The sequence below is a fragment of the Sphingomonas sp. ID1715 genome (assembly GCF_013044515.1).
Classification (GTDB): Bacteria; Pseudomonadota; Alphaproteobacteria; order Sphingomonadales; family Sphingomonadaceae; genus Sphingomonas_B.
Genome location: NZ_JABEPR010000004.1, coordinates 68,821 through 82,332, shown reverse-complemented (window position 1 = coordinate 82,332; position 13,512 = coordinate 68,821). Strand labels below are relative to the sequence as shown.

13 protein-coding genes and 1 tRNA gene are annotated in these 13,512 nt (G+C 64.6%); 9 read left to right on the top strand and 5 right to left on the bottom strand.

What is annotated here, in order from left to right; all coding sequences use genetic code 11:
- Positions 1–6: 6 nt before the first annotated feature.
- From HJG53_RS12025 to lon, 3 genes are all read right to left on the bottom strand, one after another.
- A tRNA-Val gene (locus HJG53_RS12025) sits at positions 7–81 on the bottom strand.
- Between the two features lie 58 nt (positions 82–139).
- On the bottom strand, positions 140–415 hold the full coding sequence (locus tag HJG53_RS12020) for an HU family DNA-binding protein (protein ID WP_171131205.1): 276 nt from the start codon (positions 413–415) through the stop codon (positions 140–142).
- Between the two features lie 395 nt (positions 416–810).
- Entirely contained in the window at positions 811–3,216 is a 2,406-nt protein-coding gene (gene lon, locus HJG53_RS12015) for an endopeptidase La (RefSeq protein ID WP_171130899.1), read from the bottom strand.
- Positions 3,217–3,310: 94 nt separating this feature from the next.
- Between lon and HJG53_RS12010 the strand changes: the two genes are divergently transcribed.
- Positions 3,311–4,012, top strand: coding sequence for a hypothetical protein (locus tag HJG53_RS12010; RefSeq protein ID WP_171130896.1), 702 nt, complete (start codon positions 3,311–3,313; stop codon positions 4,010–4,012).
- A gap of 59 nt (positions 4,013–4,071) precedes the next feature.
- On the opposite strand, the gene HJG53_RS12005 is transcribed toward HJG53_RS12010, so the two are convergent.
- The gene (locus HJG53_RS12005; RefSeq protein WP_254447724.1) at positions 4,072–5,304 is read right to left on the bottom strand and encodes an NF038122 family metalloprotease; all 1,233 of its coding nucleotides are present in this window, start codon (positions 5,302–5,304) and stop codon (positions 4,072–4,074) included.
- Positions 5,305–5,482: 178 nt separating this feature from the next.
- On the opposite strand from HJG53_RS12005, the gene HJG53_RS12000 reads away from it, so the two are divergent.
- Positions 5,483–6,946 (top strand): sulfotransferase, encoded by a 1,464-nt coding sequence (locus HJG53_RS12000; RefSeq protein WP_171130894.1) that lies wholly within the window; start codon positions 5,483–5,485, stop codon positions 6,944–6,946.
- Here HJG53_RS12000 and clpX read toward each other — a convergent pair.
- Entirely contained in the window at positions 6,943–8,205 is a 1,263-nt protein-coding gene (gene clpX, locus HJG53_RS11995; RefSeq protein ID WP_171130892.1) for an ATP-dependent Clp protease ATP-binding subunit ClpX, read from the bottom strand. The genes HJG53_RS12000 and clpX overlap by 4 nt on opposite strands.
- Before the next feature lie 213 nt (positions 8,206–8,418).
- Here clpX and HJG53_RS11990 point away from each other — a divergent pair, with 213 nt between their 5' ends.
- The 7 genes from HJG53_RS11990 (at position 8,419) to ychF (ending at position 13,499) form a co-directional block, all read left to right on the top strand.
- Positions 8,419–9,015 carry a peptidylprolyl isomerase gene (locus tag HJG53_RS11990; protein ID WP_171130890.1) on the top strand — a complete coding sequence of 199 codons (597 nt, stop codon included), beginning with the start codon at positions 8,419–8,421 and terminating at the stop codon, positions 9,013–9,015.
- 89 nt (positions 9,016–9,104) lie between these two features.
- Entirely contained in the window at positions 9,105–9,293 is a 189-nt protein-coding gene (locus tag HJG53_RS11985; RefSeq protein ID WP_171130888.1) for a hypothetical protein, read from the top strand.
- Positions 9,294–9,334: 41 nt separating this feature from the next.
- Positions 9,335–10,204, top strand: coding sequence for a TraB/GumN family protein (locus HJG53_RS11980; protein ID WP_171130887.1), 870 nt, complete (start codon positions 9,335–9,337; stop codon positions 10,202–10,204).
- Positions 10,205–10,308: 104 nt separating this feature from the next.
- Positions 10,309–10,911, top strand: coding sequence for a 50S ribosomal protein L25/general stress protein Ctc (locus HJG53_RS11975; RefSeq protein WP_171130885.1), 603 nt, complete (start codon positions 10,309–10,311; stop codon positions 10,909–10,911).
- Between the two features lie 125 nt (positions 10,912–11,036).
- On the top strand, positions 11,037–11,612 hold the full coding sequence (gene pth / locus HJG53_RS11970) for an aminoacyl-tRNA hydrolase (protein WP_171130883.1): 576 nt from the start codon (positions 11,037–11,039) through the stop codon (positions 11,610–11,612).
- A 72-nt stretch (positions 11,613–11,684) separates the two neighbouring features.
- Positions 11,685–12,290 (top strand): TIGR02466 family protein, encoded by a 606-nt coding sequence (locus tag HJG53_RS11965; protein ID WP_171130881.1) that lies wholly within the window; start codon positions 11,685–11,687, stop codon positions 12,288–12,290.
- A gap of 108 nt (positions 12,291–12,398) precedes the next feature.
- Positions 12,399–13,499, top strand: a complete 1,101-nt coding sequence (gene ychF / locus HJG53_RS11960; RefSeq protein WP_171130879.1) for a redox-regulated ATPase YchF — start codon at positions 12,399–12,401, stop codon at positions 13,497–13,499.
- Positions 13,500–13,512 lie beyond the last annotated feature (13 nt).

Here is a 13,512-nt window from a genome sequence, read left to right as displayed (position 1 = left end):
AAGCCATGGTGGGCGCGGTAGGGATTGAACCTACGACCCCACCCGTGTGAAGGGTGTGCTCTACCACTGAGCTACGCGCCCGAACCTCGGGAAGCGCCGCCCTTAAGGGAGCGGCGCGGGCCTGTCCAGCATCAACAGATCAGACGTTGCAGGCGTCCTTCAGGCCCTTGCCAGCCTTGAACTTGGGCTGACTCGACTCCTTGATCGACATCGGTTCGCCGGTCCGCGGATTGCGCCCCGTCGAGGCCTTGCGGCGGCTGACGGCAAAGGTGCCGAACCCAACCAGCCGCACCTCGTCGCCCCGCTTAAGCGCCGAGGAGATCGTATCGAACACCGCTTCAACCGCCTTGGCCGCGTCGCCGCGGCTGAGGCCGGCATTGTCCGCGACGACCCCGATCAGTTCCTGCTTGTTCATCTTCACCTGGCCCCTTTTGCCGACCCCTTCCCCTACGGACTCGGTTTGTGAATCTGCGGCGCAGTAAGGCGGAGCGTCGGCGCGCCGTCAATGCCTAAGGGTTCGTACTCAATCACCAGGTCGGCGTGACGGGGCGAGTTTTGGCCTGTGGGTAGGAGTGAGGAGGGAGCGATGTTCCACATCGTGACCGATCGAGCGACGCCCTCCACAGGCCAAAAGACGCCCCGCCCCGGAGGGGTCGCCCGGAGGGGCGCGCTGGCCACGTCGCTTGCTTGCGCGTAGCGTCAGCTACGCGACTGCGCTGCGCTCCTCGCCAGCGCGCCACTCCGGGCGATCACGCTCGATCTGGTGATTGAGTACGAACCCTAGCCGGCGCGCCTTCGTTCCGTTTCGGATCAGTGGCGGACCGCCGCCTCGCCCTCCGGCCGTACTGGCGGCAGGGCTGCCGGCGGCTGCGCGGCGAGTTCGTCCGCTTCCGTCCACTCGATCGCCGTCAGCGGCTGGGTCAAAGCGCCCGCGAGCACCTGGTCCACATGCGACACCGGGATGATCTCGAGCCCTTCGCGGATGTTCGCCGGGATCTCGGCCAAGTCCTTTTCATTCTCCTGCGGAATGAAGACCGTCTTGATCCCGCCGCGCAGCGCCGCGAGCAGCTTCTCCTTGAGACCCCCGATCGGCAAGACGCGCCCACGCAGCGTGACCTCACCGGTCATCGCTACATCCTTGCGCACCGGCACGCCGGTCAGCGTCGAGACGATCGAGGTAACCATGCCGATGCCGGCCGATGGCCCATCCTTCGGCACGGCGCCTTCAGGCAAGTGGATATGGATGTCCTTGCGCCCGAACAGGCTGGGCTTGATGCCATAGGCAGGCGCCCGCGCCCGCACGAAGCTGAAGGCGGCCTGCACCGACTCCTGCATCACTTCGCCGAGCTTTCCGGTGGTCTTCACATTGCCCTTGCCCGGCACCGTCACGCTTTCGATCGTCAGCAGCTCGCCGCCGACTTCGGTCCAGGCGAGCCCCGTGACCGCGCCGATGCCATGCTCTTCCTCGCCGACGCCGTGGCGGAATTTCCGCACGCCGGCATAGTCGGAAAGGTTCTCGGGCGTGATTTCCGCCTTCTCGATCTTGCCTTCGAGAATGCGGCGCAGCGCCTTGCGGGCGAGCTTGGCGATCTCGCGCTCCAGCGTACGCACGCCGGCTTCACGCGTGTAATAGCGGATCAGGTCGCGCAGGCCGTCTTCGGTCAGCACGAACTCGCCCGCTTTCAGCCCGTGCGCCTCGATCTGCTTGTCGATCAGGTGCCGCTTGGCGATCTCGACCTTCTCGTCCTCGGTATAGCCTTCGAGCCGGATGATCTCCATACGGTCGAGCAAGGGTTGCGGCAGGTTCAGCGAGTTGGCCGTGGTGACGAACATCACGTCCGATAGATCGACGTCGATCTCCAGATAATGGTCGTTGAACTTGTTGTTCTGCTCCGGGTCGAGGACTTCGAGCAGGGCCGAAGCCGGATCGCCCCGGAAATCCTGGCCAAGCTTGTCGATCTCGTCGAGGAGGAAGAGCGGATTGGCCGTGCCCGCCTTGCGCAAGTTGGTGACGATCTTGCCTGGCAGTGAGCCGATATAGGTCCGCCGATGGCCACGAATTTCGGCCTCGTCGCGGACGCCGCCCAGCGACTGGCGCACGAACTCGCGGCCCGTCGCCCGCGCGATCGACTTGCCGAGCGACGTCTTGCCGACGCCGGGCGGCCCGACGAGGCAGAGGATCGGACCCTTCAGCTTGTTCGTGCGCGCCTGCACGGCGAGATATTCGACGATGCGGTCCTTGACCTTCTCAAGGCCATAATGGTCCTCGTCGAGGATCCGCTCGGCCTCGGGAATGTCGCGCTTCAGCTTCGACTTCTTGCCCCAAGGCAGGCCCAGCAACACGTCCAGATAGTTGCGCACGACCGTCGCTTCGGCGGACATCGGCGCCATCGTCTTGAGCTTCTTCAGCTCGGCAGTCGCCTTGGCGCGGGCTTCCTTCGACAGCTTCAGCTTGGCGATCTTGGCGGTGAGTTCGGCGATCTCATCGCCATCCTCTTCCGCTTCATTGCCCAGCTCGCGCTGGATCGCCTTCAGCTGCTCGTTCAGATAATATTCGCGCTGGGTCTTCTCCATCTGCCGCTTCACGCGGCTGCGGATCTTCTTCTCGACCTGGAGGACGCCCAGTTCGCCCTCCATGAAGGCGAAGACCATCTCCAGCCGGCGCGCGGGATCGAGCTCCACCAGCAGCGACTGCTTATCCGCAACCTTGACCGAAATGTTGGCGGCAACCGCGTCGGCGAGCCGCGACGGCTCCTCGATCTCCGCGAGTTGCACGGCGGTCTCGGCCGGCAGCTTGCGATTGAGCTTCGCATAATTCTCGAACTGCTCGACCACCGAGCGCATCAGCGCCTTCGATTCGACGCTCTCGCTCGTGTCTTCCTCGATCAGGGTGACGGTCGCGGCCAAATGCTCGCCATCACGCTCGAGCGAGTCGAGCGCCGCGCGCTGCTTGCCTTCGACCAGCACGCGCACGGTGCCGTCCGGCAGCTTCAGCAGCTGCAGCACGGTCGCGATCACGCCAAGATCGTAAAGGTCGTCGCGATCGGGATCGTCATTGGCGGGATCGAGCTGAGCGACGAGGAATATCTGCTTATCGCCGGCCATCGCCTGTTCGAGCGCGGCGACCGATTTGTCGCGGCCGACGAACAACGGCACGATCATGTGCGGGAAAACGACGATGTCCCGCAGCGGGAGAACGGGGAAACTCTGGCTCATGCAAACTCCGGTTGCGCGAGGACGCGCGCTTTCCTTCTATATGGGGCCGTCGGCACACGCATCAATCGCCCTCGACTCAGGCGGAGCCTAGCTTATGCATCTTTCCAAATCCTCGCGCCTGGAATTGGTCGATCGCCGGACGCTGGTGCTCGGCCTGCCGCTGATGCTGGCTTTGAGGGCGCCAGGCACTCCACCGCTGCTGGCGCGAGCCATTGCGCGAGCGGGCGGACGCGCTGCCCTGAAGCAAGCGCGCACGCTGCACTGGACCGGAACGGCGGCGATCTACGACGGCGACAGGACCATTCGCATCGGCGTCGACACGCGGGTGGAGCCCTTCGTCCGCGTGCGCTCGAATTCCTGGCTGCTGGAACAGGGGCCGAGCGCCACCCGCTCGATCGTGTTCGAGTCCGGCGACGCCTGGCTGGAGCGGAAAGGCGCGCGCCTGCCGATGCCCGATGGCATGCGGGAGCATGAGCGACAGCAATATGCCATTTACGGGCTGATGCGCCTGGTCGATCTGGATCGGCCCGGGGTTATCGTCACGCAGGACGGTGACATGCTCCGCGTCCGCCATCCGGCGGCGCCCACGACGCTGCTGCGCTTCGACCGTCGAGCCACGCTGATCGGCGCCGAGAATGAAGTGCCGGGGGCGGAGAACGGCAAGCCGATCCGCCAAGTTTTCCGCTTCTCGGGTCATCGCATGGCTAACGGCATCCTCTGGCCGCGCACCATTTTCATCGAGCAGAACGGCAAGCCCTATTTCGAGCTGCGCATGGAGGCGTTCAGCGCCGGCTGACAAAGAAAAGGCCCCGCCCGGACGAACCGGACGGGGCCTGATCTTGCGCGTTCGCCCGGTTAGGCGAAGCTGACCGAGGTGCGGACCCGGCGGCGCATCGCTGCGCCCATCAGGCCGAAGCCGCCGATCATCAGCGCCCAGCTCGCCGGCTCAGGCACACCCAGCGCCTGCACATAGATCTGCGCAGTGTTGCGGTTGTAGGCGAGGTTGTTGAGCACATCGAAGTTGATGTTCCAGCCCATCGCGTCGTAGGCGGCGAGGTCCAGACCCTTCACGACACCCATTTCGCCGAGGCAGAAAGTGGGGTCGAGGATGCCCAGCTGGTTATAGCCGTTGCAGCCGCCCTGGTTGCTCGGCGTGTCCTTGAAGTGCGAAGCCTGACGGCCATCGCCGTTGAAGCGACCGGTCGAGAAGAGCGAGTTGCCGCCCACCTGGGTCAAGCCGCCGTCGATCGAGAAATAGGTCGCACCGCCGACCGTCAGATCACGCGAGGGCCCCGCACCCGGAGCAACGTCCGTCGGATCGCTGCTGTAGCGGAACATGTCCAGCGCCGAGAAGAGCGAAGTCGAGTTCAGGTCGTAACCGAGGTTGCCGCCGTTCGGATAACCATTGGCGTCGTAGATATCGACGCCCGAAACGAAGCCCAGCGCGTGGCCGATTTCGTGAATGGCGACGCCGATGAAATCCATCTTGTCGGCAGCGATGCCGTCGGTCGGATCGAAGTCGAAGGTGAAGTTCGTGCTGAACGTCACGTTGCCATCGCGAGCAGTGGCCGAGCCGCTATAGATGCCGACCGCCTTCTGCACCGAGGTGTTCAGATAGAGCACCTTGCTGCTGACCGAATCACCGTCGATGAACACCTTGCTGGTCGTGTCCTGCCATACGGCGTTCGGGTCGGCCTGGGTCGGCGACGGGCGGGTGCCGTTGCCGATGAAGCTAAAGCCGCCGGCCGCGTTCAGCGTCGGCAGCACGGCCGTCTGGTCGAGCGTCGAGTTCGAACGGGTGTTAAGCACGCCCGTCTTCCAGGCACTCACGTTGGTGTCGCGACGGGTGCTGCCGGTCGAACCGATCACGTTCTGCGCGAGGGGCGCGAAGCGCACGCCTAGGTTGATCGTCACATCATTGGTGAACACCGATTCCCAAAACGAGGCAGCGATTTTGAAGCCCTGCTCGGCTGGCGACCCAGTGACGCCTTCCAGGTCGATTAGGTTGATCTTGGTGCCGGCCTCCGCGTTGGAAGCAACCATCGAGGCTGCGGCAATGCCGCAGCACAGCAAGCTCTTTACAGACATAGAGAACCCCTTCCCCATTCTCCCGAAAACGCCCGGGAGAAGTAACTCGTGTGACGGCCGGGCCCGATATGGTCAACAGTTTATTAAGACTTTTTAGGTGCTTGCACATCGCAAATGTCCCAAAGCTGCACAGGGCCCGCGGCTTGGCGAAGCGCTTTGCGAGTGCGAAGAGGACGCTATGAACGCACCTGCCTGGTCGAACCATATCGAGGCGCTGAAGCAGGGACTTGCCGCCCACGATCGCGACCGAGCCAATCATTCGGTGGCAGCCTTGCTCGACGCGAAAGCGCCGCTGGGCCAGCAATGGCGGCAGATTGCCGAGTTGATGCGGGTCAGCGGGGAGCTGACGCTTGCCCTGCGCGCGGTGGACGCCTTCGTCGCGGCCGCCGGCGACACACCACAGGCGCGCTATTCAAAGGTCGTGCTGCTGACCCAGGCCGGAAAGTTGAAGGAGGCGCATGAGCTTGCGCTCACCCTGCCGGCGCACATCCCCGACCCGGCCGGCCGCGCCTATCTGCTTGGCAATACAGCGCTCACCCTTGGCCGCGTCGAGGAGGCGCGATCCTATCTGCTGACCGCGGTCAAGCACCGACCCGGTTGGGGGCCGGCCTGGCTGACGCTCTCTTCCAGCCGCTCTCTGCGCGACGATCCGATCGGCGAGCAGATGCTGGCCGAGCGGGGAGCGGCGGAGCGCCAGCAGGAAGGCGATTTCGCGCGCTATTGGTATGCGGTCGGCAAGCTTCACGCCGATCGCGGCGACCATGATGCGGCCTTTGCCGCCTTTGCAAAAGGTGCGGCGCTGCTGCGCAAGCTCACGCCCTACAGCCGCGCCGGCAACGAGAAGGCGGCTCAAGCGGCGATGACCGGATTTCCGCCCGGCTTCATCGAACAGCTGAACGCCAGGCAGACGATCGACACTAGGCGCCCGATCTTCGTCACGGGGCTGCCGCGGTCCGGCACCACCCTCGTCGAGCATATCCTGGCCAGCCATTCGGACGTGGCGGACGGCGCCGAGTTGAACATCCTCCAGCACGTGGCGGTGGCTGCCGGTGGCGCATCGGGCGAGGCGCTGGGCCAGTCCCTGGCGTCCGGAGCGTCGGTCGAGAAGCTCGGCGGCCTCTATCTCCATCTGATGGCGGAGCGATTCGGGCCGGCGGGAAGGGTCGTCGACAAGACGGTGGACGCCAGCCGCTTCCTCGGACTGGCCGCATCTTTGCTGCCGGACGCGCCGCTGATCTGGATGCGCCGCGATCCGCTCGACTCCGCCTGGTCGTGCTTCCGCACTTTCTTCATTCATGGCGTCGCCTGGAGCTACGACCTGACCGACATCGCCCACCATTTCCGACTCGAGGACCGGCTGGTCGATTTTTGGCAGGATCGGCTCGGCGAGCGGCTGCTGGTCGTGCCCTATGCGCAGCTGGTGGACGAGCCGACCGACTGGACGTCACGCATCCTCAAACATTGCGGGCTTGCCGAAGAAGCCGGAGCCTTTGCCCCGCACCGGACCGAGCGCGCCGTCGCGACCGCCAGCTCTCTGCAGGTGCGCGAGCCGATCAACAGGAAAGGGCTGAACGTGGCCGAGCCTTATCGCCGCCACCTCCAGCCCTTTATCGACGCCTATTTCGAAGGGGCGGGCGCCTAGGCGGCGCCGCTTTCCTTCTTCTTCGCGTAGACGCGTACCGGGTCCTTGCGGCCCTCGACCACATCCTTGTCGATCATCACTTCGTCGACGCCGTCCATCGACGGCAGGTCGAACATGGTGTCGAGCAGGATCGCCTCGAGGATGGAGCGCAGGCCGCGCGCGCCGGTCTTCCGGGCAATCGCCTTCTTCGCGATGGTGGTCAGCGCGTCTTCCTGGAAGGACAGGCGCACATCCTCCATGTCGAACAGCTTCTGATATTGTTTGACGAGCGCGTTCTTCGGCTCGGCGAGGATCTTGACCAGCGCCTCGACATCGAGGTCCTCGAGCGTCGCGATCACCGGCAGACGGCCGACGAACTCCGGGATCAGGCCGAACTTCAGCAGATCCTCCGGTTCGCACTGGCGCAGCACTTCGCCGGTGCGCCGCTCCTCGGGCGCCGCGACATAGGCGCCGAAGCCGATCGACTTGCCCTGCAGGCGGTCGCCGATGATCTTTTCGAGACCCGAAAAGGCGCCGCCGCAGATGAACAGGATGTTCGTCGTGTCGACCTGCAGGAACTCCTGCTGCGGATGCTTGCGCCCGCCCTGCGGCGGCACGGAGGCGGTGGTGCCTTCCATCAGCTTCAGCAGCGCCTGCTGCACGCCTTCGCCCGACACATCGCGCGTGATGGAAGGGTTTTCGGCCTTGCGGCTGATCTTGTCAATCTCGTCGATATAGACGATGCCGCGCTGCGCCCGCTCGACGTTGTAGTCGGAGGCCTGAAGCAGCTTCAGAATGATGTTCTCGACATCCTCGCCGACATAGCCGGCTTCGGTGAGCGTCGTCGCGTCGGCCATGGTGAAGGGAACGTCGAGGATGCGCGCCAGCGTCTGCGCCAGCAGCGTCTTGCCGCAGCCGGTCGGGCCGACCAGCAGGATGTTCGACTTGGCGAGCTCGACGTCCGCGCCCTTCTGTCCGTGCGCCAGGCGCTTATAGTGATTGTGGACGGCAACCGAGAGCACGCGCTTCGCCTGCTTCTGCCCGATCACATAGTCGTCGAGAACGTCGCAAATCTCCTGGGGCGTCGGCACGCCCCCGTCCTTCTTGGAGACGAGTGCAGACTTGGTCTCTTCACGGATGATGTCGTTGCACAGCTCGACGCATTCATCGCAGATGAACACGGTCGGGCCGGCGATAAGCTTGCGCACCTCATGCTGCGACTTGCCGCAGAAGGAGCAGTAGAGCGTGCTCTTGGAGTCCCCGCCGCTCAATTTCGTCATTCCATCATCCTTTGGCCCGCAACGGCGGGCACATGCTAGCGGCGGCCATGTTAGCCACCGCTCCTGAAACCACAATGCCGAATGTGCCGGGCTGTTCCCGGCTTAACCATCGAAGCTGTGGACGGCCATTGCCGGACACGGCGAATATGAGGGCGCGATGGCCGGGTTCAAGAAGGTCGCGCCGCGGCCACCGGCGCGCTATATGCCCGTGATATGAAGATCTTCGCTCTCCTCGCCGCCGTTGCTCTTGCGCAAGGGGCTCCGCCGCCGCCAGAGGCTCCTGCGCCCGAGACGGTCAAGGTGACGCTCACGACCAGCCAGGGACCGGTGGTACTGGAGCTGGAGAAAGGGCGGGCGCCGCTCACCACGGCCAACTTCCTGCGCTATGTCGACCAGAAGCGGCTGGATGGCGCCGCCTTCTATCGTGCGGCAAAGGCGCCCAACGTGCCGGACTATGGCCTGGTCCAGTTCGGCACGCGCAACGATCCGAAGCGCACGCTGCCGCCCGTCGCGCACGAGCCGACCAGCCAGACGGGGCTCAGCCACAGGAGCGGCACCATCTCGCTCGCGCGGGGCGCACCCGGCACCGGCGCCGGAGATTTCTTCATCCTGGTCGGCGACACGCCTTCGCTGGACGCCCAGCCCGGCGGCGATCCCGGCTTCGCGGCATTCGGCCATGTCGTCGAAGGCATGGATCTGGTGAAGACGATCCTTGCCGCGCCAACCGATCCGAACAAGGGCGAGGGTGTGATGAAGGGCCAATATCTCGCCCAGCCAGTCGTTATCGTGACCGCGCGCCGCACCAACTAGCCGCGGCACAAAGGATTTTTTCGACCGCGGCCGAAACGATGGCATCCCTTTCGTCGACCGTTCGTTCTGAGTGCCACTGGAGGGTGGGCATGAACGAGACCGAGTGGCGCGAGGCTCTGTACCGGCAGTTGGCGCGGCAGCCAGGGCTTCCGGCCGGCCTTCGCCCCGAACTCATCAAGCTCGCCGAAAGCTGTGCGTCGCGTTTGCACCTCCACGTCGCCCCAGCCTATGTGGCGCGCCGCGACGTCGAGGGCTGTAAGGGCGCAATCAGCCGCTGACGGTTGCCCTTCGTTCATGGTTGCGGCGATAAGCCGCCGCCATGCGTAAGCTTCTCACTCTCGCCCTAACCTTTGCCCTCACCGCCTGCGGCAGCGCCGCGCCGGCCCGGCCTGCGAAGCCGGCGATGTGGAAAGTGTCGGACCCGGACACGACCATCTATCTGTTTGGCACGGTGCACGTCCTGCCGTCGGACCTGAAATGGCGCACCAAGCGCTTCGACCAGACGCTGGCAAGCGCTGACGAGCTGGTGCTGGAAATCAACGACCAGGACGACAAGACCGCCACCGCCGAAACCTACCGGCGACTGGCGCAATCGCCCAATCTTCCGCCGGTGCTGGATCGGGTGCCCGCGGATAGACGGGAGCGGCTCGAAGCGCTGATCAAGAAGCGCGGCCTGCCTTTGGTAGCGCTCAATGCGATGGAAACCTGGGCAGTGGCAATCACCCTGGGCGCATCGATGTACGCCGACATGGATGCCAAGGTCGAAACCGGGGTCGAGAACACGCTGCGCTCGAGCTTTGCAGGCAAGCCGATCCTGGGCTTGGAGACGACGCCGCAGCAACTCGGCTATTTCGACCAGATGCCGGAGGAGACCCAGCGCAAGCTGCTGGTCAGCATGTTGGACGATGCGACGACCGCCAAGGCCGATTTCCAGAAGATGGTCGCGGCGTGGAGCAGCGGCGACACCGGCCAGATCGCCCGCACTTTCGACGACGAGCTGAAGAAGGCGCCCGAAATCGCCAAGCTGCTGATCGACGAGCGCAATGCAAACTGGGTGCAGTGGCTGAAGCACCGCCTCGACACACCGGGCACCGTGCTGGTCGCGGTCGGTGCCGGGCATCTTGCGGGCAAGGGCTCGGTGATCGACCTGCTCCAGCGGCAAGGTTTCAAGGTGCGGCGCGTGCAATAGTTGCAATCGGCGCCCTCCCCCGCTATGCGCCCGCGCTTCCGTCATGGTCATCCCTGGAGGCGTGGCGGAGCAACTGAACCTGACATGCTACTTGGAGACATGCGATGAGCGAGACGCTGACGCTGTCGGCCGAGGTGCGCGAACGGGCTGGCAAGGGAGCCTCCCGTGCTATCCGCCGTCAAGGCCGCGTACCCGCCGTCATTTACGGAAACAACGAAGCCCCACAGGGCATTCACCTCGAAGAACGCGAGCTGATGAAGGCGCTGATGACCGGCCACTTCATGAACTCGGTCGTGATGATCAACGGCACCCGTACCCTGCCCAAGGACGTGCAGTTCCACCCCGTCACCGATCGCCCGCTCCATGTCGACTTCCTGCGCATCGGCGAACATTCGAGCGTCCATGTCGAAGTGCCGGTGCGCTTCGAGAATGAAGAAGCCTCGCCTGGCCTGAAGCGCGGCGGCGTGCTCAACATCGTCCGCCACGAGCTGGAACTGGTCTGCGACGCGGCCGAGATCCCGGACGAAATCGTCATCGACCTGAAGGGCTTCGATGTCGGCGACTCGATCCACCTTAGCCATGTAACGCTGCCGCAGGGTGCCCAGTCGGCGATCACCGATCGCGACTTCACCATCGCGACGATCGTCGCGCCCTCGGGCCTGAAGAGCTCGGAAGGCGACAACGAAACGCCGGCGGTCGAAGGCTGACAATCCCGCTCATCCTGAGGAGGGACTGAGCCTGGCGAAGGCCCATCTCGAAGGATCCTTCGAGACGCCGTTTCGCCAAGCTCAACGGCTCCTCAGGATGAGCGGTTTTGTTTACCCGCTCTTCGATGCAAATTTGGGTTGGTCTCGGCAATCCGGGCGCGCAATATGCGATGCACCGGCACAATGTCGGCTTCATGGCCGTCGACGCCATCGCCGAGGTTCACGGCTTTTCACCGCCCAAACGCGCCTTTCAGGGCTGGGCGCAGGAAGGGCGGATCGGATCCGAGAAGATCCTTCTCCTGAAGCCCGCGACCTTCATGAACGAAAGCGGCCGCGCCGCCGGCGAGGCGATGCGCTTCTACAAGCTGGCACCGGGCGACGTAACCGCCTTTTACGACGAGCTCGACCTTGCTCCATTCAAGGTGAAAGTGCGGGTCGGCGGCGGCACGGCCGGCCATAACGGCATCCGCTCGTTGGACGCGCATCTCGGCAATGAATTCCGGCGGGTACGGATCGGCATCGGCCATCCGGGCCACAAGGACCGGGTCACCGGCCATGTTCTCGGCAACTTCGCCAAGGCGGAGATCGAGCCGCTCTCCGACCTGCTGGGCGCAATCGCGGCCGAGGCCGAATGGCTCGCCAAGGGCGACGACGCGCGCTTCATGAACGACGTGGCGCTGAGGCTGCAGCAATTCCCTTAGAAGCCGTTCGTGTCGAGCGAAGTCGAGACACCGCTTCTCGACTTCGCTCGAAGCGAACGGATAAGGAGGAGTGTGACCATCCGCTCGCTCTTCACCACTCCCCTATATCAGGCAGACCTCGGCAACCCCGCCCTGCTTACGCAACTCCGCGACGCCGTTCGCGACCTGGCAAGCGAGGACCGCGCCGGCCGCATGTGGTCGAAAGAGAAGGGTTATCGCGGCTACACGTCCTACGCTTCGCTGAACGACCTGCCGCGCCGCGACCCACGCTTTGCCGACCTCGCCCGCCTGCTCGACAAGCATGTCGCCGCCTTTGCCAGGGCCTGCGCGTTCGACCTCGCCGGGCGCAGGCTCAAGCTCGACAGCCTCTGGGTCAATGTGCTGAAACCCGGCGGCGCGCACAGCGGCCATATCCACCCGCACAGCGTCGTCTCCGGCACGCTCTATGTCGAGACGCCGCCGGGCGCCGGCGCCATTCGGTTCGAGGATCCGCGCCTCCCCCTGCTGATGGCCGCACCACCGCGCAATGAAGACGCACCTGAGGAGCGCCGCACTTTCGTCACCATCGCACCGGAGCCCGGCACCATCCTGCTCTGGGAAAGCTGGCTCCGCCACGAAGTGCTCCCCAGCAGCGCCAGGACAGAGCGGGTGAGCATCAGCTTCAACTACAGGTGGTGACTCAAGCCGCCGCCAACTCTATGTGCTCCGGCGAAGGCCGGAGCCCAGCTCCGCCGCTCGATGACTCCGGCTTTTGTCGGAGAACAGCTAAGATTCTCCGGAGAAGAAATGGGTTTTCGTTGCGGGATCGTCGGGCTGCCGAATGTCGGCAAGTCCACATTATTCAATGCGCTGACCGAGACGGCGGCGGCACAGGCGGCCAATTATCCGTTCTGCACGATCGAGCCCAATGTCGGCCAGGTTGCGGTACCCGATCCGCGGCTCGACAAGCTGGCGGAGATTGCCGGCTCGGCCAAGAAGATCGAGACGCAGTTGGCATTCGTCGACATTGCGGGCCTGGTGCGCGGCGCGTCCAAGGGTGAGGGCTTGGGCAACCAGTTCCTTGGCAATATCCGCGAAGTCGATGCGGTGGTGCATGTGCTGCGCTGTTTCGAAAATGGTGACGTGACCCATGTCGAAGGCAAGGTCGATCCGATCGCCGATGCGGAGACGGTCGAAACCGAGCTGATGCTCGCTGACCTCGAAAGCCTCGAGAAGCGCGTGCCGAACCTGATCAAAAAGGGGCAGCAGGGCGACAAGGAAGCGAAGGTCGCCGCTTCCGTGCTCGGCCAGGCGCTGGAGCTGCTGCGCGACGGCAAGCCTGCCCGACTCACCCAGCCCAAGGACGAGGAAGAGCGCCGCCATTTCGAGCAGGCGCAGCTGCTGACCTCCAAACCCGTGCTCTATGTCTGCAACGTCGATGAAGGCGATGCGGCCGAGGGCAATGCACTCTCGGCTCGGGTGTTCGAGAAGGCGAAAGCCGAGGGCGCGGAGGCCGTGGTCGTCTCCGCCGCGATCGAGGCGGAAATCGCCACGCTCGACCCGGAAGAGCGCACCGCATTCCTCGCCGATCTCGGCCTGTCGGAAACCGGCCTCGCCCGCGTGATCCGCGCCGGCTACGCGCTGCTCGACCTGATCACCTTCTTCACCGCCGGTCCCAAGGAAGCGCGCGCCTGGACGACGCACAAGGGCGCCAAGGCCCCGCAAGCCGCCGGCGAAATCCACTCCGACTTCGAACGCGGGTTCATCCGCGCCGAGACGATCGCCTTCGACGATTATGTGACGTTCGGCGGCGAAAGCGGCGCGCGCGAAGCCGGCAAGCTGCGCCAGGAAGGCAAGGACTATGTCGTCCAGGACGGCGACGTGATGCTGTTCCGCTTCAACGTCTAGGGTCCGTACTCAA

What these genes read in the sequence shown, in the direction of transcription:
- HJG53_RS12020 (WP_171131205.1), bottom strand. Translation starts at nt 415, where the DNA reads ATGAACAAGCAGGAACTGATCGGGGTCGTCGCGGACAATGCCGGCCTC.
- lon (WP_171130899.1), bottom strand. Translation starts at nt 3,216, where the DNA reads ATGAGCCAGAGTTTCCCCGTTCTCCCGCTGCGGGACATCGTCGTTTTC.
- HJG53_RS12010 (WP_171130896.1), top strand. Translation starts at nt 3,311, where the DNA reads ATGCATCTTTCCAAATCCTCGCGCCTGGAATTGGTCGATCGCCGGACG.
- HJG53_RS12005 (WP_254447724.1), bottom strand. Translation starts at nt 5,304, where the DNA reads ATGTCTGTAAAGAGCTTGCTGTGCTGCGGCATTGCCGCAGCCTCGATG.
- HJG53_RS12000 (WP_171130894.1), top strand. Translation starts at nt 5,483, where the DNA reads ATGAACGCACCTGCCTGGTCGAACCATATCGAGGCGCTGAAGCAGGGA.
- clpX (WP_171130892.1), bottom strand. Translation starts at nt 8,205, where the DNA reads ATGACGAAATTGAGCGGCGGGGACTCCAAGAGCACGCTCTACTGCTCC.
- HJG53_RS11990 (WP_171130890.1), top strand. Translation starts at nt 8,419, where the DNA reads ATGAAGATCTTCGCTCTCCTCGCCGCCGTTGCTCTTGCGCAAGGGGCT.
- HJG53_RS11985 (WP_171130888.1), top strand. Translation starts at nt 9,105, where the DNA reads ATGAACGAGACCGAGTGGCGCGAGGCTCTGTACCGGCAGTTGGCGCGG.
- HJG53_RS11980 (WP_171130887.1), top strand. Translation starts at nt 9,335, where the DNA reads ATGCGTAAGCTTCTCACTCTCGCCCTAACCTTTGCCCTCACCGCCTGC.
- HJG53_RS11975 (WP_171130885.1), top strand. Translation starts at nt 10,309, where the DNA reads ATGAGCGAGACGCTGACGCTGTCGGCCGAGGTGCGCGAACGGGCTGGC.
- pth (WP_171130883.1), top strand. Translation starts at nt 11,037, where the DNA reads ATGCAAATTTGGGTTGGTCTCGGCAATCCGGGCGCGCAATATGCGATG.
- ychF (WP_171130879.1), top strand. Translation starts at nt 12,399, where the DNA reads ATGGGTTTTCGTTGCGGGATCGTCGGGCTGCCGAATGTCGGCAAGTCC.